The 21382-nt window shown below is 47.1% G+C and carries 17 protein-coding genes; 13 read left to right on the top strand and 4 right to left on the bottom strand.

Annotation, left to right across the window (positions count from 1 at the left end; genetic code table 11):
* Nucleotides 1-763: 763 nt before the first annotated feature.
* The 7 genes from dnaN to D570_RS0102695 all read left to right on the top strand — a co-directional run bounded on the left by dnaN (nucleotide 764) and on the right by D570_RS0102695 (nucleotide 10597).
* Nucleotides 764-1888: a DNA polymerase III subunit beta gene (gene dnaN / locus D570_RS0102730; RefSeq protein ID WP_018142870.1), complete on the top strand. Its 1125-nt coding sequence runs from the start codon at nucleotides 764-766 to the stop codon at nucleotides 1886-1888.
* A 35-nt stretch (nucleotides 1889-1923) separates the two neighbouring features.
* Nucleotides 1924-3186, top strand: coding sequence for a DNA replication/repair protein RecF (recF, locus tag D570_RS0102725; RefSeq protein ID WP_018142869.1), 1263 nt, complete (start codon nucleotides 1924-1926; stop codon nucleotides 3184-3186).
* Between the two features lie 45 nt (nucleotides 3187-3231).
* On the top strand, nucleotides 3232-3696 hold the full coding sequence (locus D570_RS0102720; RefSeq protein WP_018142868.1) for a DUF721 domain-containing protein: 465 nt from the start codon (nucleotides 3232-3234) through the stop codon (nucleotides 3694-3696).
* A 216-nt stretch (nucleotides 3697-3912) separates the two neighbouring features.
* The gene (gyrB, locus tag D570_RS0102715; RefSeq protein WP_083907385.1) at nucleotides 3913-5907 is read left to right on the top strand and encodes a DNA topoisomerase (ATP-hydrolyzing) subunit B; all 1995 of its coding nucleotides are present in this window, start codon (nucleotides 3913-3915) and stop codon (nucleotides 5905-5907) included.
* Nucleotides 5908-5979: 72 nt separating this feature from the next.
* A complete protein-coding gene (gyrA, locus tag D570_RS0102710; RefSeq protein WP_018142866.1) occupies nucleotides 5980-8673 on the top strand; it encodes a DNA gyrase subunit A in 2694 nt (897 codons plus the stop codon).
* A 106-nt stretch (nucleotides 8674-8779) separates the two neighbouring features.
* On the top strand, nucleotides 8780-9400 hold the full coding sequence (locus tag D570_RS0102705) for a DUF3566 domain-containing protein (RefSeq protein ID WP_018142865.1): 621 nt from the start codon (nucleotides 8780-8782) through the stop codon (nucleotides 9398-9400).
* Between the two features lie 954 nt (nucleotides 9401-10354).
* Nucleotides 10355-10597, top strand: coding sequence for a hypothetical protein (locus tag D570_RS0102695; protein ID WP_018142863.1), 243 nt, complete (start codon nucleotides 10355-10357; stop codon nucleotides 10595-10597).
* Nucleotides 10598-10613: 16 nt separating this feature from the next.
* Here D570_RS0102695 and D570_RS0102690 read toward each other — a convergent pair whose 3' ends face one another.
* The 4 genes from D570_RS0102690 to D570_RS09615 are packed head-to-tail and all read right to left on the bottom strand — an operon-like array spanning nucleotide 10614 to nucleotide 13000.
* Nucleotides 10614-10916 (bottom strand): hypothetical protein, encoded by a 303-nt coding sequence (locus D570_RS0102690; protein WP_018142862.1) that lies wholly within the window; start codon nucleotides 10914-10916, stop codon nucleotides 10614-10616.
* Between the two features lie 51 nt (nucleotides 10917-10967).
* On the bottom strand, nucleotides 10968-11777 hold the full coding sequence (locus D570_RS0102685; RefSeq protein ID WP_018142861.1) for an ATP-binding cassette domain-containing protein: 810 nt from the start codon (nucleotides 11775-11777) through the stop codon (nucleotides 10968-10970).
* 52 nt (nucleotides 11778-11829) lie between these two features.
* A complete protein-coding gene (locus D570_RS08865) occupies nucleotides 11830-12672 on the bottom strand; it encodes an ROK family protein (protein WP_245531848.1) in 843 nt (280 codons plus the stop codon).
* Between the two features lies 1 nt (nucleotide 12673).
* Entirely contained in the window at nucleotides 12674-13000 is a 327-nt protein-coding gene (locus D570_RS09615) for a helix-turn-helix transcriptional regulator (protein WP_245531847.1), read from the bottom strand.
* 226 nt (nucleotides 13001-13226) lie between these two features.
* On the opposite strand from D570_RS09615, the gene D570_RS0102675 reads away from it, so the two are divergent.
* The 6 genes from D570_RS0102675 to D570_RS0102650 all read left to right on the top strand — a co-directional run bounded on the left by D570_RS0102675 (nucleotide 13227) and on the right by D570_RS0102650 (nucleotide 21265).
* Nucleotides 13227-14378, top strand: coding sequence for a substrate-binding domain-containing protein (locus D570_RS0102675; RefSeq protein ID WP_018142860.1), 1152 nt, complete (start codon nucleotides 13227-13229; stop codon nucleotides 14376-14378).
* 83 nt (nucleotides 14379-14461) lie between these two features.
* Nucleotides 14462-16009, top strand: coding sequence for a multiple monosaccharide ABC transporter ATP-binding protein (gene mmsA / locus D570_RS0102670; protein WP_018142859.1), 1548 nt, complete (start codon nucleotides 14462-14464; stop codon nucleotides 16007-16009).
* A gap of 1 nt (nucleotide 16010) precedes the next feature.
* Complete coding sequence (gene mmsB / locus D570_RS0102665) at nucleotides 16011-17240, top strand: multiple monosaccharide ABC transporter permease (RefSeq protein ID WP_018142858.1); 1230 nt, start codon at nucleotides 16011-16013, stop codon at nucleotides 17238-17240.
* Between the two features lie 477 nt (nucleotides 17241-17717).
* Nucleotides 17718-19109: an ABC transporter substrate-binding protein gene (locus tag D570_RS0102660; protein WP_018142857.1), complete on the top strand. Its 1392-nt coding sequence runs from the start codon at nucleotides 17718-17720 to the stop codon at nucleotides 19107-19109.
* Between the two features lie 150 nt (nucleotides 19110-19259).
* Nucleotides 19260-20351 (top strand): carbohydrate ABC transporter permease, encoded by a 1092-nt coding sequence (locus D570_RS0102655; protein WP_018142856.1) that lies wholly within the window; start codon nucleotides 19260-19262, stop codon nucleotides 20349-20351.
* 8 nt (nucleotides 20352-20359) lie between these two features.
* On the top strand, nucleotides 20360-21265 hold the full coding sequence (locus D570_RS0102650) for a carbohydrate ABC transporter permease (RefSeq protein ID WP_018142855.1): 906 nt from the start codon (nucleotides 20360-20362) through the stop codon (nucleotides 21263-21265).
* Nucleotides 21266-21382: the final 117 nt, after the last annotated feature.

The following is a 21382-nucleotide window of genomic DNA, read 5'->3' as shown; positions in this document are numbered from 1 at the left end:
GCGCAGATTCCTGTTATGCGGATGCACCAGAACCTGTGCGAGATTCTAAAACTATGGTTGCAGTTGAGGAGTTATTCCTTTCAGATTTCATACCGAACTATGCCGTCATCGTGAGAGGTACTCATAACTTTGAGTACCTCTCAATTTTTATAACTTGCGCATTTTGTATGCACCGCCAATTCCATTGCTAGTGGATAGCGAAATACCAGCCAGCTATCATCTGTTAGAGATAGCAACAACACAAGAACTGCCACAGAACTGTTGTTATGCAGACTCGAAAGACAGCACAAGCGTTCATGTAGCGTAACTCTCTCAACTCCCCCACTTTTTCGTCTGTGAAAATGATTCTGAGAGACGAAAATCCGCTTTTTTAGTTTCGCCACGCCGATGCGGATATGAATTTTTAAGAAAGTTATCCACAATGCTATCCACAAATTGGGCAAAAACCCGTGTATAACCGGTGGGTAATCGGAGTACAACACCCGCAAAAATGTGAATAAACTCAAGGCCATTCAAACCATGTGGATAACTCATATACTTATCCACAAATTTTAAGCAAGTTATCCACATTGCCAAAATCTTTGCTAGCCTTTTAATTACTGCTCTGACAGGCTCTGTCCACAGTTTCCACAGCCCTTATTATTACTATTATCTCTTTTTTATAGTTAGTCGTCATCGTAAAGTCTGTACGAAGAATTTTAAGAAAAAATCTTCCCCAGTTTTTCGCTACAATGGTCTGTAGATTTTTAACGTAGGAGAAGTTATGAAAATTGATGTCGATTCAGCAGCTTTTGCTGATGCGGTTGCGTGGGCTACCCGCATTATTCCGTCTCGTCCCGCTACCCCTATCCTTGCCGGCATAAAGCTTGATGCTCAAGATGGCATCCTTTCATTCTCAACTTTTGATTATGAAAAATCTGCTCGGGACCGTGTAGAGGCCGATATCGAAGAACCTGGCACTATCGTGGTGCTCGGAAAACTACTCGCCGATATTGCAAAAGCTCTTCCTCAAGGCCGAATTTCCTTGGAAACTCAAGGATCTCACGCCATTATTTCCGGTGGAAAGTCACGCTTTACGTTGCAACTCATGCCAGAAAGCGACTACCCTGCCCTCCCAGAAATTCCTGCAGATTTGGGCCAGGTCGATGCGGACACCTTCGCACATGCTGTGGCAAAAACGGCAGTGGCTGTGGCTCGCGAAGAAAATCGCGTGGTTTTGAAGGGCATTCGCATCAGCATTGATTCGGATAAAGTTGTGCTTACATCGACGGATCGTTTCCGTCTTGCGCGCACCAGTTTTACCTGGACGCCTGCTCAGGATGATTTCACAGGAACAATTTTGATTGACGGAGCAGTTTTGCGTGATGTTTCGCGCAGTATTGACACCTCGAGCAATGTGGTTATCGGCTATGATCCGGAAAAATCCACGCTTCTCAGCTTTTCTAATGCGGGACGCCAGTCCACTGCTCAGTTGATTGATGGCGAATTCCCTGCTGTTGATCGTTTATTTGTGGATGAATATCCGATTCACGCCGTAATTAACCGTGCAGATTTGATCAGTGCAATCTCCCGTGTGGCTTTGGTAGCTGAACGAGATGCTTCTATTCGCATGGTTTTCAGTGAAAATGAAGTTCAATTATCCGCTGGTGCACAGGATCAATCTCAGGCACACGAAGTCATCGATGCACAGCTTGATGGCGAACCTATTACTGTTGCTTTTAATCCTTCGTATTTGAAGGAGGGTTTGAGCGCAATCGATGAGCCATATGTGCGTATGAAGATGGTGAATGCCGCACGTGCTGTAGAGTTCAATGGTCAACAAGAGCTTGAGGGTGACGAATCATTGGATTATCGTTACTTGCTCGTTCCTATGCGCTTTACCGATTAAGTTCCTGTGATTACTAGGGTATAAATTCAATTTATATGTACATTTCGCGTTTAGCATTGGATCATTTCCGTTCATGGGAGCAATGCCTACTGGACTTTGCTCCCGGGATTACCATAATTTATGGAGATAATGGCAGAGGTAAAACCAATATCGTAGAAGCCATTGAATTTCTGTCCTCGGGTATGAGCCATCGGACTCATACGGCGAAAACGCTGATTCAAGCAGGACAGGCTAGCGCTCATATTCGCGCAAACGTGGTTTTTAATGATTCAGATCAGGATGCGACTGACATCGCGGATCAAGATGAAAGTACATCTGCGGATGCGCAAACGCAGGATGTCACCACCTTTTCCGTGACATTATCCACCCGTGGAGCCCACAGAGCCAGAGTAAATAATGGAAATTCCCAATATTTGCGTGACATTATAGGCAAAGTGCCCACGGTCACCTTTGCACCGGAAGATCAGCTTTTGGTATCTTCAGAGCCTGGTATGCGCAGGCATTTTCTGGATGCTGCAGCGGTATTTCTGGTGCCGGGGTATTACGAACTACTCCAGCGTTACAATCACATTGCAAAACAACGCGTTGCTTTGCTCAAAAATGTGGCAAGTTTGCGTTCGCGCATGAGTTTAAGCGGCGAAAATGTGGATATGAGTCAGGTTTTCTCCGGACTAGAAATTTGGACTAACCAGCTCGTGGATGCCGGCATCGCCATTACAAAGGCTCGTCTCAAAGTGGTTCAGGCGTTAGCGGAGCCCTTTAGTCGCATTTATCGCCGCATCGCAGGGGAGCGCAATACCGCAGACATAACCTACGCAGCGTCATATGAGGAGTTTATCGCCGATGAAACACAGGCATATGCGGCCATTATTGACCATTATCAACGCCTTTTCGAAGGCGAAGTAGCTCAGGCGCGCAACCTTATCGGTCCGCATCGCGATGATTTCAGCTTCATCCTCAATGGCATGAATGCCAAGGAATATGCCTCGAACGGTGAGATGTGGAGCCTGTCCCTCGCATTGAAAATGGCACTTTTTGAGGTGCTGACGCGTTTTGAAGAGCATCAACCTATTCTCATTTTGGATGATGTGTTTGCGCAGTTGGACAATTCCCGGCGATCGCAAATTATCAGCTTTGCTGCATCCTTACCACAGGTTTTTATCACCGTGGCTGCGAAAAGCGATGTGCCAGAAGAATTATTGCATGCGAACGTGCATTTCATCGATGTAGAAAGCCTGAGAGCCCAAGAAAAGCTCCTTACGGAAACGCCATCCTTGAGCGATTTCTTGAACGAGTAGTGAGATATCGGGATTTTCCTCACCTCAGAGTTAACTTAAAGTATCATGCAGAAACCTATTGCAGAACGTTTCCACCTCAATATGAGCGCCCTAGCAGCGCACATTTTTGAGCCCTACGCACATCAATTTGTGCAGGGCAAGAGTTTCGATGAATCAAACCAGCTTGCTGCGGAAAGCTTTGGTCAAAAAGGCAGAGACTGGGTGGATTTTGGGAGCGTTTTAGCGATTATCACCAATAATCCGCAATGGAAAAGCAAGATGGATGTGGCACGTTTGTATGATCAGTGGCCGTCCATCGTGGGTGAAGCTGTGGCCTACAATTCTAGGGTGGGCAGGCTCGAAGCAGGCGTTTTGACAATTTATGCGATTTCCCCTGCCTGGGCTACCCAGTTGAGTTATATGACCACGCAGATTATCGAGAATATTCAGCATTTTTTGCCCAGCTTGGATATCCAAGAAATTCGCATAATTGGTCCTCAGCCAGAGCCGTTCCGTCGAAAAAGATATTAGCGGCGTATATAAGTCTATATAAGAAGAGTGTCCCTAGGTTTTAGTACCCTATTGATAAATAATAAAAATGCGTAGAAGGCCCGTTTTTGTGTTTTCTAACGCATATGGGTATGAAATAAACCTCGAAAAAGAAGAAATTTCGAGGTTTATTTATTGGATAGGGAAGGAACGTCAGTGACGGACGAAAACACTAATTCCGTTCAACTTGATGACACAATGTCCCCAGAACATTATGATGCAAGTGATTTGAAGGTTCTTGAAGGACTGGAAGCCGTGCGTGTGCGACCAGGCATGTACATCGGTTCCACAGGTCCTCGTGGTTTGCATCATTTGGTGTATGAGATTGTCGATAACTCTGTAGATGAGGCGTTGGCTGGTTTTGCTTCGCACATCGAGGTGACCATTTTACCGGACAACGGCGTGCGCGTTGTCGATAATGGACGTGGCATTCCAGTAGATGAGGTTCCTGGTGAAGGCAAGTCTGGCGTGGAGGTCGTGCTGACGAAGCTTCACGCGGGCGGTAAGTTTGGTGGCGGCGGTTATGCCGTTTCTGGTGGGTTGCACGGTGTGGGTATTTCCGTGGTGAACGCTTTGTCTACGCGCATTAACATCGAAGTGCGTCGTCAGGGCTACTACTGGACTCAGAACTTCGAAAATCAGCATTCTGTGACGCCTTTGATTCAAGGTCGTGCTTTGGAAGAGGGCGAAGAAACTGGTACATCCGTGACCTTCTGGGCAGATCCAGATATTTTCGAAGTAACGGAATACGACTTTGAAACCTTGCGTGCACGCTTCCAGCAGATGGCCTTCCTCAACAAGGGCTTGAAGATTACCCTCACGGATGAGCGTTATCTGGATGAAGCGGGCGATGAAATTGCCGATGAAGATTCTAACGATGAACCAAAGCATCAAAGCGTTACCTACATGTACCCAAATGGTATTAAGGATTACGTGGAGTATTTGGTCAAGACGAAGAAGACCACGCCTGTAGAAGCAGATGTGATCGATTTTGAGTCTGAAGATCTTACTATGGGTATTTCTGCTGAAATTGCTTTGCAATGGACGCGTGCATACTCCGAATCCATTCATTCCTTTGCCAATACCATTACGACAACCGAGGGTGGTACGCATGAGGAAGGCTTCCGCGCAGCATTAACGGGCCTCATTAATCGCTACGCACGCGAAAAGGGCTTGCTCAAGGATAAGGATGAAAACCTCTCTGGTGATGACGTTCGCGAAGGCTTGACGGCTGTGATTTCCGTCAAGTTGACCGTGCCACAGTTCGAGGGACAGACCAAGACCAAGCTGGGTAATTCCGAAGCGAAGACCTTCGTACAGCGTGTGGTGACTGAGAAGCTGACGGATTGGCTAGGGGAGCATCCTGCAGAGGCGAAGATGATTGTGCAAAAGGGCCAGGAAGCGGCTCGTGCACGTTTGGCTGCAAAGAAGGCTCGAGAAAATACGCGTCGCAAGTCTATCTTCGAGTCCGCCGGCATGCCAGATAAGCTGAAGGATTGCCAGTCCAACAATCCTGCCGAATGTGAACTCTTTATCGTGGAGGGTGATTCCGCAGGTGGTTCGGCTATTCAGGGTCGAAATCCTATTACACAGGCTATCCTGCCTTTGCGTGGAAAGATTCTGAATACTGAGCGTGCAAGCCTAGATCGCATGATGAAGTCGGATACCATTGAGTCGCTCATTACTGCCATCGGTGGCGGCTACGGTGAAGAATTCGACATCAATAAGGTGCGCTATCACAAGATCATTATTATGGCCGATGCGGATGTGGATGGTGCTCATATTGCCACATTGAATTTGACCTTGATGTTCCGCTATATGCGTCCATTAATCAATGCAGGATACGTGTATGTGGCTATGCCGCCTTTGTATCGCTTGAAGTGGACGAAGGGCAACCACGACTTCGTCTATACAGATGAGGAGCGTGACCGCGCGCTTGCCGAAGGTAAAGCAGCTGGTCGTCAGCTACCTAAGGGCGAAGGCATCCAGCGTTATAAGGGTCTGGGCGAGATGTCTTATCAGGAGCTGTGGGAAACAACTATGGATCCTCATAACCGTATTTTGAAGCAAATTCACATCGAAGATGCCGCTCAGGCAGATGAAACATTCTCCATGCTCATGGGTGATGATGTGGAACCACGTCGTCTGTTTATTCAGCGCAATGCACGCGATGCACGATTTATCGATGCATAAATCCATGTGCAAACAGTACAAAACAGATAATTGCTGGTTAATAGAAATTTAAGGTAGCTAAAGGTTTAGATAATGGCAGACGAATTAACGCCAGAAAATGAAACCCCAGATACACCAGAATCAAACGAAGATTATGGTTTAATGGCGGGGCATCGCGTTCAAAGAACAGATTTGCAGAAGGAAATGCGCGAGTCTTACTTGGCTTACGCGTTATCCGTCATCGTAGAGCGTGCTCTTCCGGATGTGCGCGATGGTATGAAGCCAGTGCACCGCCGCGTGGTCTACGCCATGTACGATGGCGGTTACAGGCCAGATCGTGGCTATAACAAGTGCTCCCGCGTGGTCGGTGATGTGATGGGTAAGTACCATCCTCACGGTGATTCGGCTATTTACGATACGTTGGTGCGTATGGCTCAGAGCTGGTCCATGCGCTACATGCTTGTGGACGGACAGGGAAACTTCGGTTCGCCGGGTGACGATCCTGCAGCAGCCATGCGTTATACCGAGTGCCGTATGGCGCCACTGGCCATGGAACTCGTGCGCGACATCGACAAGGATACCGTCGATTTCGTACCAAATTACGATGGTAAAACTCAGGAGCCAACCGTACTGCCAAGCCGTTTCCCAAATCTTTTGGTCAACGGTTCCTCCGGTATTGCCGTGGGTATGGCCACCAATATCCCTCCTCACAATATGCGTGAGGTGGCGCAGGGTGTGCATTGGGCACTGGACCATCCAGATGCGTCTAAGGAAGAGTTGCTCAACAATCTAATCGCCATCATCAAGGGGCCAGATTTCCCAACGGGTGCCACCATTTTGGGTCATAACGGCATTGAGCAAGCGTATCGCACCGGTCGTGGTCTCATCACCATGCGTGCGGTGGTCAATACTGAGGAAATCCACGGTCGCTTATGCCTCGTGGTTACGGAGCTGCCTTATCAGGTGAATCCGGATCGTCTGGCTTCTTCCATTCGTGAAGGTGTGCGCGATGGCAAGATTCAAGGCATTGCCGATATGCGCGATGAAACCTCCGGTCGTACAGGTCAGCGCTTGGTACTCGTGCTTAAGCGCGATGCTGTGCCAAAGGTTGTCCTCAACAATCTCTACAAGCACACGCAGCTTCAGCAAACCTTCGGTGCAAATATGCTGGCATTGGTGGATGGTGTGCCTCGCACACTGAGCTTGGACGCCTTCATCCGCCATTGGATTAATCACCAGCTGGATGTGATTTACCGCCGTACCGAGTATTTGAAGCGCGAAGCAGAAGACCGCGATCATATCTTGCAGGGTTACCTCAAGGCATTGGATATGATCGAGGAAGTTATCGCCTTAATCCGCCGCTCTCCAGATGTGGAGCAGGCTCGCACAGGTTTGATGGACTTACTGGATGTCGATCAAATCCAGGCTGATGCTATTTTGGCTATGCAGCTGCGCCGTTTGGCCGCTTTGGAACGCCAGAAGATCATGGACGAGCATGAAGAGCTCATGCGTCGCATCGCCGATTATAACGATATTTTGGCAAGGCCAGAGCGTCGTCGCAAGATTGTCGGCGATGAAATGGATGAAATCATCGACAAGTACGGTGATGAGCGTCGCACACACATTTTGCCATTCTCCGGTGAAATGAATGTAGAAGACCTGATTGCCGAAGAAAACGTGGTCGTAACCGTCACGCATTCGGGCTATATCAAGCGCACGAAGGCAGATGAATACCGCGCACAGCACCGCGGTGGCAAAGGCATTAAGGGTGCCAAGCTGCGTGAGGATGATGTGGTGGATCACTTCTTTGCTACCTCCACGCACAATTGGTTACTCTTCTTTACCAACGAAGGTCGCGTCTATCGTTTGAAGGGGTATGAGCTACCAGAAGGATCTCGCGATTCCAAGGGCCAGCACGTGGCTAATTTGCTGCAGTTAGGACCTCAGGAGAAGATTCAGCAAATTCTGTCCATCAAGGATTACGATGAGGCTGAATACTTGGTTTTGGCTACCAAGAGCGGCAAAATCAAGAAAACGCGTTTGCCAGAGTATGATTCCACGCGTCAGGGTGGCTTGATTGCCGTGCGCTTGATGGAGCTGGAAGGCCAGACTACCACCGATGACGAGGGCAATGAAATGCCAGCATCCGATGAGCTTATCGGCGCAGCACTGTGCAATAGCGATGATGAAATCATCGTGGTTTCCCACGGTGGCATGTCCGTGAAGTTCGCAGCAGATGACGAAACCTTGCGTCCAATGGGTCGTCAAACCGCCGGTGTGCAGGCTATGAAGTTCAAGGGTGCGGAGGGCGAAGACTATCTGCTAAGCATGGCCGTCGTGCCAGCAAACTCCGATTCTGATTTGCTCGTGGTGACAAACGAAGGATTTGCTAAGCGTACAGCCCTGTCCGAGTACCGCTTGCAGGGTCGTAACGGCTACGGCGTGAAGGCTATCAACCTCGTAGAAGGTCGCGGTTCTTTGGTCGGCGCGGTCGTGGTAGAAGAAGATGACCAAATCATGGCAATTATGAAGTCTGGTAAGGTTATCCGCTCTAATGTAGACGAAATCAAGCGCACAGGCCGCACCACTCAAGGCGTAACGCTGGCAAAGCCAGATAAGGGTGACGAAATCGTGTCGATTGCACGTAACGAGGAGAAGGAAACTGAGGACGATTCTCAGGAAACAGCAGATACCACAACTGCAACTGAGTCCTCTGCTCCGGAAGAAGTCGTTACAGCGGCCGTTAGTGAAGACGCAGTAACGGAAACAGATACACCTGCTGAGTAGGCGCAGTATTTGATAATCTAAAAAACAGTATGTGTTTGTGTACACTAGAGTACATCGCTAGTGTGCACAAACAGGTTTTGGATTTGGGAAGAAAAAGGGGAATCACATGAGTGATGAAACCGAAGCAGTAGAGCCATTGGTAAACGATGCTCAGACCACGGAAGTTCCACTTTCACAGCAGCCATCCGAAAATGAGGATAGAGCCGCTCGTATTGCTTCCAGCAATTCTGCTCTGGAATCTGATTTAGAAACCAAGGAAATGGCTCAGATGTCTGACTCCTCCGATGATGCGGATAACGCACAGGATTCGCATTCTCACGCTGATCGTTCCCACACGCGTGCGGAGAAGAAGAAATCCGTTCCTCGTGCACGCCGTATGAAGCTGAGCCTTACTCAGATTGATCCATGGTCTGTCACCAAGGTCTCTTTCATGCTGTTGATTGCAGCAGCTTTGATTCAGCTCGTTGCTATTATCTTCTTATACTATGTACTTCAGGCCATTGGCGTATTTGATTCTTTGACATCCATCGTGTCCAGCGCCGGATTGAACTCCAGTGGATTTGACTTGTCATCCTTTATTAGCCTGAGTCGCGTGATTTCCATCTTCACCATTATCAGTGTGTTTGAAATCGTTGTAGGCACTGTATTGGCAGCGATTTCTGCCTTCCTCTACAATATCGTCAGCTCCTTGGTGGGTGGTATACACGTCACATTGGGGGATGATTAAGGCTTTCCTTAAAAGATTCTCAATATCTATCTTGTAAGGCTCGTATGCGTTTATTTGCATATGAGCCTTTTGCGTAGTTGGTATGGGTACAAAAAATAGAAATTCGTCAGGAAATTCAGCATTTCCGAATTCTGGCAATACAGAGCAAAGAGATTTGTACTATGCGATTCATTCTTTCTCATGGAAAACTTACCGTGGAGTGCTTACAATCACGGATACCTATGATTTTGCTAGGGATAATAATTATCCTTCTGTCCAGGGTCTTGCAGTAAATATTGCATATGATATGCAAAGTACGGGGTATCTCACTCCATATTTAGTAGTGATAACTTACTAAGAGCCTATGTATGAAAAGAAGTACGAAATCATTTATTACCATAATCGCCATTTTTATAGGTTTAACTAGTTTTATTTATGGTTTGATATGGTATCAGAATCAACCAAGTCAGTATATTCTGACAAATTTTGGTATTCAGATGCCATCCGGAGTCAAACTTGAATCTTTCTACACCGAACCAGATTGGGATGGTCATTTATGCTATGGTGTCCTTTCTAAACAAGAATCCATAGATAATGGGATAATCAACACAAGTAATTATCTTCCGTTATCTGGAAGTCAAGATTCACGAATAAATCAACTCATACAGGACGTCAATAAATCCTTCTCTATCTCAATGGCTACAATAGATTCTCCTTCGCTTCGATATGAAAAAATAGCCATCAAAGGAACGAGTCTCATGGTAATTTTTTATGATTCTCAAACGAAAGATTATTTTTTCTACGGCACACGGTATTGATAATTTTCGAGATACTGGAAAGGTTTCATGACCAGTGTCTTTTATCGAATTATCGCATGCGAGCCTTCGTTTTACGCAATTCGTATTGTGAGTAAAACGAAGGCTCTTTCATAAGCGCACCATGTCATACCCAGTGCCTTTGATACACTTAGAAACCATGAATGAAACAGCACAGTCGCGACTTTATTTCTTAACCTGCATTGCATGCGTTATTTGGCTTATTCAAAGCATTTACAGCTTTATAAATGACGGCTCCATCACTAATTGGGCGAGCTGGATCTTTATCGTCTGCATCGCCGTGGTCGTGGCCTATACAGGCTATCAGGGCTGGCAATTGCATAAAAAAACTCGCTCTGCCGATGATGACGACGATGCCGACGACTCAGAGGAGAACGAGTAGAGAAAATTCGAATTCTTTACTTCTTCTTTCCAACCTTCTTTGGCTTGAAAATCTTGAAATTGCGGACAAACCATTGATGAATGACAGGAATTTTTGCAATTCCAAAGCCTATAATCAAAGCAAAAATCAGCACATACGATGCAGTATTGAATCCCGTTAAAATCAGTACGAGTACTAAACCTAAGCTGACAAAACCGAGGGCAGAGCTGTAACTTTCCTGCTTGCGCGTCATCTGAGTAGTGCGCAGCGGGAAAGCGCCAAAGAGAAGACCAGCCACAAGGCCAATGACGGCGCTAACGATGATAATTACTGTATTCATAGGTACTCCTTGGAAAAAGCTCACACGGTGCCCACAACGTGATGGCACGGTTTAATTGTATCTATCGATAAGTTTATGCGGGTTTACCGTTTCTTCGTTCGTTATAAAGTCCTCGTTGACGGCACGAGCACCAGAAATTTCCGCAATAATTTGCTCGTATGAGGTTTCTTCTGTGCGATGCACAGCCACCAATTTTCCGTGGCGAATTACGGCTATGCGGTCGGCCACAGCAAATACGTCCGGCAAATTATGGCACACAAGCAAAATGGACTTGCCTCGAGAGCGCAGATCCTTGATAAAGGACAAGACTTGCGCTGTTTGAATCACCGATAGAGAAGCCGTTGGCTCATCCATCAGCACGATTTCAGGATCGTGCAGCATGGCACGCGCAATAGCCACAGTCTGCTTCTCACCTTGAGACAGGCCTTCCATAGAACGGTATGAGCTCAAAGGTGAGGTCAAATGTGCGAGAATTTGGCGTGCTTTCGCGTGCATTTGGCTTTCATCGCGATTGCCTAAACGCGAGGCAATTTCCTGCCCGAGGAAAATATTGGCGGCGATATCAAGATTTGTGCAAAAACTTAAATCTTGGAAAATAGCGGCGATGCCTAAATCATTAGCGGCCTTAATGCTGGGGATGTGAACTTCCTCCCCGCGCAAACGAATGGTGCCGGAATTAGGAATATTCAATCCAGCAATGGTTTTGAGTAGGGTCGATTTGCCTGCGCCATTATCGCCTACCATGGCAATGACTTCGTGTTTGTGCATAGTCAGGTTGATGTCATGCAAAATATCGAGATAACCGAAGCTGAGATAAATATGACTCAGCTCCAGTAATGCTGGATGTTCAATCACTGTCATTGTGTGAAGTCACCTTTGCCCCTCAACCTTATTATTAACTTTTTACAGTATATCAGCTCTCGATTTGGTGATTCGGAGCCAATTCGATGCTGCCTAAAGCGGCGCCGAGTGCTGTATTGGTGTCAGGGATTGTGGATGGGATAATGCGAATAGGAGCCACGGCGTCCGGGAAAAGCAGGCGCTGAATGGATTGCTGCAAAGGCTCGAGGAAGACATCCTGCGCCTTGCTCAGCTTTCCGCCGATAATAATGCATTCAGGATCCATAGCCGTACACGTTTGAGCGATAACCGTGCCGATGCGCACCGCAGCATCAGAGACGACACGTCGGCAACCGGAGTCTCCTTCCAGAGCACCATGGATGAGATCGTCTAAGGTGATGGAGCCGTGCGTAAAGGACAGTACGCTGGTGAGTCGGCGTTCGTTGACCACCGTATCCAAGCATCCGCGGTTTCCGCAGGCACAAATATCACCTAAAGGATCCACTTGGATATGTCCAATTTCGCCGGCAAAGCCCATAGAACCACGGTAGAGTGCATTATTGATGAATAAGGCAGAACCGACACCATCACCGGCTTGGATATACAAAAAATTCGGTATATCCACGCCCGCACCCTGCCTGGATTCTGCGATAGCAGCGGCATTAGCGTCGTTATCGATGTAAATAGGACAGCTGAAGGACTGTGAAAACTGAGCGACCACATCCACGTCGTTCCAACCGCGCAAAATGCCTCGTACGCCAATTTGCTGGTGTTTCCAATCCACAGGCGTAGATAAAGCCACCATAATAGCGACGATTTCTGCCACCTCAGCACCAATCTTTTCAATGGTTTCATGGATTAATCGAGTTGCTTGAATTAACGTAGAATCCGGTTTATGCCCCCGTGCAAGCGGCACACTATGAAAAGCGAGCGATTTTTTGGGAAAAATCGGTAACGCAAATAGCGAGTTCGGTAATTCCTATAAAGAGCCCCACACCAATGCCCAATTTGCGTGCAATCGACACGAGGGTAGCGCGACGCCCCGAACGTACCGTATCGCTGGTGGTAAAGAGTCCCTCGTTGACAAGGCGACGCACCAAGATAGAAACGGTGGCTGTAGATAAACCCGTGTTTTCGGCAAGTTCCACCTGTGTCATCGCGCCATACTTCGTGATGGCATCAAAAAGCAGCGCCATATTTGCTTCGCGCAAAGATGTCTGAGAACCCGAAATCTGATTTACCATGACTTTAAGCCTAATACTGTGAACAACACTGTTTCAATAATCTTACTCTTTAATTGCATTAAAATGCCCAAAATTTATGAATTGAGTTTATATTTAAACACAAGATTGTGGAAACATGCGTGTTGAATTGATTTTTTAAACTCAAGGAATTAAACTTTTGCTTGCTGATAGATATCAATGGTGAAATCTATTCACTACATATCTCATTCCTACGAAGGAGAAGGAAATGAAGATTACAAAAAGGCTCGTAGCTTTTGCAGCTGCAGCAGCAATGATGGTTGGTTTGGGTGCATGCTCAACTAGCCGTGACGGTTCATCCAGCAGCTCTAGCGGCATTGAAAAGGGTGCAACTATCGGTATTTCAATGCCTACCAAGTCTGAGGAGCGTTGGAATAAGGATGGAAACAACCTGAAGACCAAGCTCGAAGATGCTGGATACAAGGTAATTCTTTCGTTCGCTGATGATAAGCCAGCTCAGCAGAATGCTGATATCGAAAATATGGTCAACAACAACGCAAAGATCGTGGTTGTGGCATCTAAGGATGGTACTGCAGTAGGACCTGCAGTAGAAAAGGCTCAGGAAGCAGGCGCTAAGGTTATCGCTTACGACCGTCTGATTATGAACACGAAGGCTGTAGACTACTACGCAACATTCCAGCTTGAGCAGGTAGGTGTATTGGAAGCTCAGTACATCATCGACCAGCTGAAGCTAGAAGATGGAGCTACTGGCCCATTCAACATTGAACTCTTCACCGGTTCCCCAGATGATAACAACGCAAAGTACTTCTTCAAGGGTGCTTGGGACTTGCTCCAGCCATACTTTGAGAAGGGTGTGCTCGTTTCTCCATCTAACCACGGTGGTGGCATTACTGCATCTTCCACAGTAGATGATTGGCAGAAGATTTCTGTCCAGTCGTGGAAGACCGCACAGGCTCAGACTGATATGGAATCTATCCTCGATTCCACCTATGCACACGGTGAGAAGCTCGATGCTGTTCTTTCCCCATATGACGGTATTACTCAGGGTATTATCAACGCTATCCAGACCAAGCGTCCAGATATGCAGCCAGGCACGGATTCATGGCCAGTTATGACCGGTCAGGATGCAATGGAAATCGCTGTAGCAAACATTGCTAAGGGCCTCCAGGGTGAAACCGTATTCAAGGATGTAAACAAGCTCGCGGATGCTGTATACAACATGGTTATTGAAATCGCAGAAGGCAAGGAAGTTTCCGGCCTGAATGGTTCCTTCAACAACGGTGTTATCGACGTACAGTCTAAGCTGCTTGACCCAGTATCCATCACTAAGGATAACCTCAGCGATTTGGTTACTGCAGGATACATTACTCAAGAGAGATTTGATCAGCTGACTAAGTAGTTAGCGTAAAACCTCGCATATTATTTCGGGCTGTACGTTCACGGTACGGTAGCGTACAGCCCGGTTTTCTTAAAGGAGTGATCATGGCTGAAGCAGAAACCATTCTGCGTATGCGCGATATCACCAAGACATTCGGTCCTGTCAAGGCTCTGACAAACGTTAACTTGAGCGTAGACCGTGGCGAAATCCACGCAATCTGCGGAGAAAACGGTGCAGGTAAGTCGACTTTGATGAACGTTCTGTCTGGCGTATATCCATACGGTACTTACAGTGGCGATATCGAATTCGAAGGTAAAGTATGCCAGTACAGGAATATTAATGATTCCGAAAGCGATGGAATCGTTATTATTCACCAGGAGCTTGCTTTAATCCCATTCTTGTCCATTGCTGAAAACATCTTCCTAGGTAATGAAACTCAAAAGGGTGGTGTTATCAATTGGGAAGAGACCCGTGCAAAGGCACAGAAGCTTTTGGATCGTGTCGGTCTTCCTAAAGATCCAGATACCAAGATTATGGATATCGGTGTGGGTAAGCAGCAGCTTGTTGAAATCGCAAAAGCTCTGACAAAGGATGTAAAGCTTCTGATTTTGGATGAGCCAACTGCAGCGTTGAATGATGAAGATTCTGCTCATTTGCTAGGTCTTATCCGTGACTTGCGTGATAATCACGGGGTAACCAGTATTATCATTTCACACAAATTGAATGAAATTGCTGATATCGCTGATAACATCACCATCATCCGCGATGGTTCTACCGTGGGTGTGATGTATATCGACGAAGAGCAACCATTGGATCAAGATGAATTGATTCGTAAGATGGTGGGTCGTCCACTGACGAACTTGTACCCAACCCACGAATCAAAGATTGGCGAAGAAATTCTTCGTGTAGAAAATTGGACTGTACACTCGCCACTGGATGCTACTCGTGTCATTGTGGACCATGCGAACTTCCACGTGCGTAAGGGTGAAATTGTTGGCTTTGCTGGCCTGATGGGTGCTGGTCGTACAGAAATGGCTATGAGTCTTTTCGGGCACTCGTATGGCGTGGATATTTCTGGCGATATGTATATCCACGGTAAGAAGGCCGATATCAAAACCGTGGAGCAAGCCATTGATGCTGGCATGGCATATGCAACCGAAGATCGTAAGTCTTATGGTTTGAATCTGCTTCAAAATATTCGTGAGAATGCTGCTCTTGCCTCTTTGCACAAGATGAGCAAGGGTGGAATTATGGATGACAGCGCTGAGCGCAAAGCCGTCGAAGAATACCGCAAGAGCTTTAATATCAAGAGTCCAAATATCGACGTCAATGTAGGAACGCTTTCTGGTGGAAATCAGCAGAAGGTTGTGCTTGCTAAGTGGGTTATTTCTGACCCAGATATTTTGATTCTTGATGAACCAACGCGTGGTATTGATGTGGGCGCAAAATACGAAATCTATGAAATTATCGATCGCATGGCCGATGCGGGCAAGGCGGTTGTGGTCATTTCTTCGGAGCTTCCAGAGCTGATTGGTATTTGCGACCGCATTTACACGGTAAATCAAGGTGTTATTACTGCAGATGTATCCAAAGAAGGATTCACTCAGGAATATCTCATGCGTTGCATGACAAAGGAAAAGGAAGAGATTTAAAATGGCAAACCCTACAACTTCTGTCACGAAAAAGGCAGCAAAAAATGCGAGTGAGAATTCACTCTTTGCCACCATTGCCGGAAATCTTCGTCAGTACGGTATTGTTGGCGCTCTCTTAGTCATCGTTATTGCATTCCAGATCTTAACAGGCGGCGTTTTGCTGAAGCCTAACAGCTTCGTATCGCTGATTCAGCAGAATGCATACGTGATTATTCTTGCAATCGGTATGGTGATGGTTATCATCGCTACCCACATCGATTTGTCCGTGGGTTCCTTGGTAGCATTTATCGGTGGTGTCTGTGCACTGCTGATGGAGCACTACAATGTGAACTGGATGCTGGCCATCCTCGTCAGCATTGCTCTCGGTTTGGTCATCGGTGTGTGGAACGGCTTCTGGGTCGCATATGTACGCATCCCAGGCTTCATTACCACACTGGCAGGTATGCTTATCTTCCGTGGTCTTGCAACCGTTATCGTAGGTGAATCTGTGCCTATTACTTCTCGCGATTTCCGCGGCATTGCAAGTAACTACATTCCTAACTTCCTCGGCTTCGTAGGCGATATGTCCTTGCTTACCTTGGTCGTAGGTGCTCTCGTCTTCGCTCTGTTCGTCTTCCTCCAGTTCCGTAGTCGTGCAAAGGTGGCCGCTTCTGGACTCGAGCCTGAACCAATGAGCATGACTTGGCTCAAGATTATTGTGGCTGGTGTAGCAATCGGCTTCGTCACCTACCTGCTCTCCCTTTCTGGTAGTGGCGAAAACGGTGGTATTCCTATCATGCTCGTTATCGTGGGCGTGCTTGTGGTCATCTACAACTTCATCTTGACCCGTACAGTATTTGGTCGTCACGTCTATGCAGTTGGCGGCAACCGTAAGGCTGCTCGTCTCTCCGGTATCGATGATCGTAAGGTCGACTTCTTCCTCTTCGTTCATATGGGCTTCCTCTCCGCAGTTGCAGCAGTGTGCATGCTGTCCCGCTTGGCATCTGCAACAGCACAGGCTGGTATGGAATTCGAAATGGATGCAATCGCCGCATGCTTCATCGGTGGTACTGCTGTAACCGGTGGTATTGGTACTATTCCGGGCGCTGTGGTTGGTGCATTCGTTATGGGTGTTATTAACCAGGGTCTGTCCATTATGGGTGTGGATACCGCAATCGTGAAGACCATCAAGGGCCTCGTGCTCTTGGGCGCAGTTGCCGTCGATTTGATGTCAAAGCGCAGGAAGGGATAGTAGCCCTTCATTCTCTCTCCATTAACACAAAAGCTCCGGGTGTCGTAGAAGATACTCGGAGCTTTTGCGTGCCTGGCATTGCCCTCATATGCGTGAAATACGAAACGCCGATAAACATAAACGGTTAAGTAATTTTTTGACTCATACTTTTACCAGAGCTCAGCGTATTACTTCACATGGGAAATTACGGTAAACGTTGATATTAAAGGGATATAGAAGGGTATTTACGATAAATAATATCGGTATATAGTCAGCATTTGCCGTGTGAAATTTCTAAAAATGTGACCGATTTAACTTAACCGGTTGATTTTTTGGAAAAAGCCTGTTACGATAAAACGTATCTTCAAGAAAGCCTCTCCACACGAGGAAAAACTTGCTAGATATGCGGCTCAGAAGTTCATCGTAGAACCGCAGGGCCACATGCTCGGACGATATCAGCTCATCGCTCGAGCAGCATTCAGTCGAAGGAGTTCAGAGATGAAATCAGTCAAGAAGATTATCGCAGCAGCGTTGGCCGGTGTATGCGCAATCAGTCTTGCAGCTTGCGGATCCTCGTCCTCAAGCAGTAGTACAGATTTGACCTATCCAGAGATCAATTTGGGTACTACCGGAACAGATATTAAAACCACGATTAAGTTTTACAATGGCCGTACAGATATGGCCCAAGATTCATATCCAGGAAAGACATGGAAGTCTTATATTGAGGACTTCAACAAGCTTTACCCAAACATCGAAGTGCAGGTTGAAACGGGCACGGACTATGCAAATAGCGCATTGACAAGGCTTCAGGGCGGCGACTGGGGAGATATTATGATGATCCCTGCCGTTGATAAGTCCGAAATGGGCGATTACTTCTTGTCCTATGGCTCTACATCCGATATGGATAAGGAAATTAAGTACGTTTACGATAAGGAATACAAGGGTCAGGTCTACGGCATTTCTAGTGATGGTAATGCTTTGGGTTTGGTGTACAACAAGAAGGTTTTCCAAGAAGCAGGCATTACCGAGCTGCCAAAGACGCCGGAAGAATTCATTAACGCGTTAAAGGCAATCAAGAGCAATACCAACGCTATCCCTCTGTACACCAATTATGCAGCAGGCTGGGCTATGGGCGCTTGGGATTCCTATATTGGTGCTACGTCTACCGGTGATGCAAAGTACATGAATCAGGAGTTGGAGCACACTAAGGATCCGTTCTCGGACCCTGGTGACGGCACTCACGCCTACAACGTATACAAGATTCTGTACGATGCAGTGAGCGAAGGCTTGACCGAAGAAGACTTCTCCACCACCGATTGGGAGAGTAGCAAGACCAAAATGAATAACGGCGACATCGCTACTATGGCTTTGGGTTCTTGGGCTGTTTCCCAGATGAAGAGTGCCGGCGATAATCCGGATGACGTAGGTTATATGCCATTCCCAATTAGCGTAAATGGCAAGCAATACACCTCCTCCGCAGCAAACTACTCCTATGGCATCAACAAGGATTCCGATAAGGAGCATCAAGAGGCAGCCATGATTTTCGTCAAGTGGATGACAGAAAAGTCTGGATATGCTTACAACGAAGGTGGCATTTCTGTAGATAAGAGCGATGACAAGCTTCCAGAAATTTACTCCGACTTCGAAAATGTGGACTTTGTCATTGATGAGCCATCCTTAGAAGGCGAAGAAGACTTGTTTACTACATTGAATTCCGAATCTGAGCTGGCTATCAACGCCGGTGGAGATGCTCGCGTTCAGGCCATCGTGGAGCACGCATCCAATAAGGATGAAGGCTTTGACGACATTATGCAGGAGTGGAATAGCAAGTGGAATGCTGCCCTCGAGAGTGAAGGTGTAGACGTCAAGTACACCACAGTTGCCAAGTAAGGCAGAAGCCTACTTTTCACAGATAATTCTTGGTGGTGGCATTGTACGGCCGTAGACATCCGCAGAATGCCGCCACCGAACTCACACAATAGATTTCATCTTCGCAGATTCAAAAACGAAGACCAATTCAATTCTTTAAAGGGGGCTGTCATGTCTTCGGCAACAGTTGCTACAGATGGCAGTGAAATACCGTTCAATACATATCGCCGTGACTGGCGAAAAGGGCTTACCATCTTTGCGTTCAGTGTAATCCCTGTTTCACTTCTTGTTATCTTTACTTATGTGCCATTTGGAAGCATGGTGGGCTACAGCTTTTACCGCATGAAGTACATTGGCACCCCGAAATGGGTGGGTTTGGATAATTACATCCAGGTCTTCACCCGTCCAGATACTTTGTCGTCCTTGAAACTCAGCGTGTACTACATGATCGGTGCATTGATTCAGGTGGCATTGGCGCTGTATCTGTCTACAATTCTTGCGTTTAAGGTACGCGGTGGGAACGCCTTTAAGGGTATTTACTTCTTCCCATACCTGATTAACGGTATTGCTGTCGGTTTTATCTTCAAGTTCTTTTACACCCGTGGATTCGTATTTGATAGCGTATTGCAGTGGTGTGGCTTTGATTTAGCGAATTTACCGTACTGGCTGAAAGATCAGTCCATCAATAACTGGTCGCTGGTGGGCGCATCCATTTGGCGTTATCTGGGACAAAATGTCATCCTCTTTATCGGCGCTATGATGTCCATTGATAAGACGATGTACGAAGCTGCAGAAATCGACGGTGCCAACAAGTGGCAGCAATTCCGTCATATTATCCTTCCAGGTATTAAGACGATTCTCGTGCTAAACATCATTCTTTCCATTACGGGTTCGCTGTCTGCCTTTGAAGGCCCATACGTGATTACCACGGGTGCAAACGGTACGGCTACCTACTTCGTACGCATGGATCGTTTGGCACACGTGAACCAGAAGGTCGGTTTGGCTTCTGCTATGGCCGTGGTATTGCTGATTATTATTTTAATTTGCGCCTTGCTTCAGCAAGTCTTCTTCAAATACGTCTTTAGAAATGCAGATGACGGTGTAGCCAAAGCACGTAAGAAAGCCGCGAAGGTGGCACGTCAGCGTCGTCGCGTATCGGTGAAGGCTGCTCCATTGTTGAGAAACGGATCGCGCGTCTCCTCGCGTGGATTAAATCTCCTGAAGAAGTCGCGTATCCCAGCTGCACAAGCAGAGAGGAATTAGTGAGAACAATGGCAAACGTCACATCCTATTCCAGTACTCAGGGGCATAACTTGCGCATTGGCAAGTACGAAGTCAATTGGTACAACGCAAGACGGGCGCTGCTCATAGGCTTGAAGTATTTCAGCCTTATCTTCTTCGCATTCTGGTTCCTCTTGCCAATCGTCAGCTGCTTCGTAACGGCAGCAAAAACGGAAAGTGAGTATCGCACCACCTCCGTGATGGAAGCGCCAGCAAATTGGTTTAATTTTGCCAATTATGTGGATGCCTTCAAGGCGTCCAATATGGGACTTGCCTTTACAAATTCCGTCATCGTACTGGTGGTGGTACTGGTCGTCACAACCTTAATTGGTACCCAGTTGGCCTATGTGCTCAGCCGCTTTACCTTCCCAGGAAATACCTTGATTCGTGGCTTGTTTGCCCTAGCCGCTTTGCTACCTGGCATTGCTATGCAGGTGTCCTTGTACGCCATTATGGTGCACCTCAATGCAGTCAATACCTTGTGGGGATACATCCTGATGATGTGCGGTACGGACGTTATTTCCATCTACGTGTTTATCCAATTCTTTGAAAATATTCCGGTGTCCTTGGACGAATCGGCCATCGTGGATGGCGCATCGTACTTCACGATTTATTCGAAGATTCTGCTGCCTTTGCTCAAGCCTGCAATCGTCACCTGCATGATTTTGAAGGGCGTGGGCGTGTACAACGAGTACTACGCAGCAAACCTGTACTTGCAAGACAGCAAGCTGAAGACCATTGCAATTGCTTTGTACTCCTTCACCGGTCCTATGGGCAGTAAATACAATTTGATTTGCGCGGGCGTCATCATCACCTTGCTGCCAATGCTTATCCTCTTCCTCATCTTCCAGAAGCAGATTTACAACGGCATTGCAGCTGGAGCGGTTAAGGAATAAAGAAAACTTTGCGGTTCATGGTTCCCTCCATACTGTGAACCGCAAAATCCATGACAGAACAAACTCAAACGAAAGAGTGGTGGACCGAGCCAACGATGGCAGCACACCGCTCACTTA

It is taken from the genome of Alloscardovia criceti DSM 17774 (genome assembly GCF_000376885.1).
GTDB classification, from domain to species: Bacteria; Actinomycetota; Actinomycetes; order Actinomycetales; family Bifidobacteriaceae; genus Alloscardovia; species Alloscardovia criceti.
This window is presented reverse-complemented; position numbering and strand designations above follow the sequence as displayed.

Coding starts and splice junctions, on each gene's coding strand:
- D570_RS0102690 (WP_018142862.1), bottom strand. CDS start 10,916: ATGAATACAGTAATTATCATCGTTAGCGCCGTCATTGGCCTTGTGGCT.
- dnaN (WP_018142870.1), top strand. CDS start 764: ATGAAAATTGATGTCGATTCAGCAGCTTTTGCTGATGCGGTTGCGTGG.
- D570_RS0102685 (WP_018142861.1), bottom strand. CDS start 11,777: ATGACAGTGATTGAACATCCAGCATTACTGGAGCTGAGTCATATTTAT.
- mmsB (WP_018142858.1), top strand. CDS start 16,011: ATGGCAAACCCTACAACTTCTGTCACGAAAAAGGCAGCAAAAAATGCG.
- D570_RS0102650 (WP_018142855.1), top strand. CDS start 20,360: ATGGCAAACGTCACATCCTATTCCAGTACTCAGGGGCATAACTTGCGC.
- D570_RS0102660 (WP_018142857.1), top strand. CDS start 17,718: ATGAAATCAGTCAAGAAGATTATCGCAGCAGCGTTGGCCGGTGTATGC.
- gyrB (WP_083907385.1), top strand. CDS start 3,913: ATGTCCCCAGAACATTATGATGCAAGTGATTTGAAGGTTCTTGAAGGA.
- D570_RS0102695 (WP_018142863.1), top strand. CDS start 10,355: ATGAATGAAACAGCACAGTCGCGACTTTATTTCTTAACCTGCATTGCA.
- D570_RS0102720 (WP_018142868.1), top strand. CDS start 3,232: ATGCAGAAACCTATTGCAGAACGTTTCCACCTCAATATGAGCGCCCTA.
- D570_RS0102655 (WP_018142856.1), top strand. CDS start 19,260: ATGTCTTCGGCAACAGTTGCTACAGATGGCAGTGAAATACCGTTCAAT.
- gyrA (WP_018142866.1), top strand. CDS start 5,980: ATGGCAGACGAATTAACGCCAGAAAATGAAACCCCAGATACACCAGAA.
- mmsA (WP_018142859.1), top strand. CDS start 14,462: ATGGCTGAAGCAGAAACCATTCTGCGTATGCGCGATATCACCAAGACA.
- D570_RS0102675 (WP_018142860.1), top strand. CDS start 13,227: ATGAAGATTACAAAAAGGCTCGTAGCTTTTGCAGCTGCAGCAGCAATG.
- D570_RS09615 (WP_245531847.1), bottom strand. CDS start 13,000: ATGGTAAATCAGATTTCGGGTTCTCAGACATCTTTGCGCGAAGCAAAT.
- D570_RS0102705 (WP_018142865.1), top strand. CDS start 8,780: ATGAGTGATGAAACCGAAGCAGTAGAGCCATTGGTAAACGATGCTCAG.
- recF (WP_018142869.1), top strand. CDS start 1,924: ATGTACATTTCGCGTTTAGCATTGGATCATTTCCGTTCATGGGAGCAA.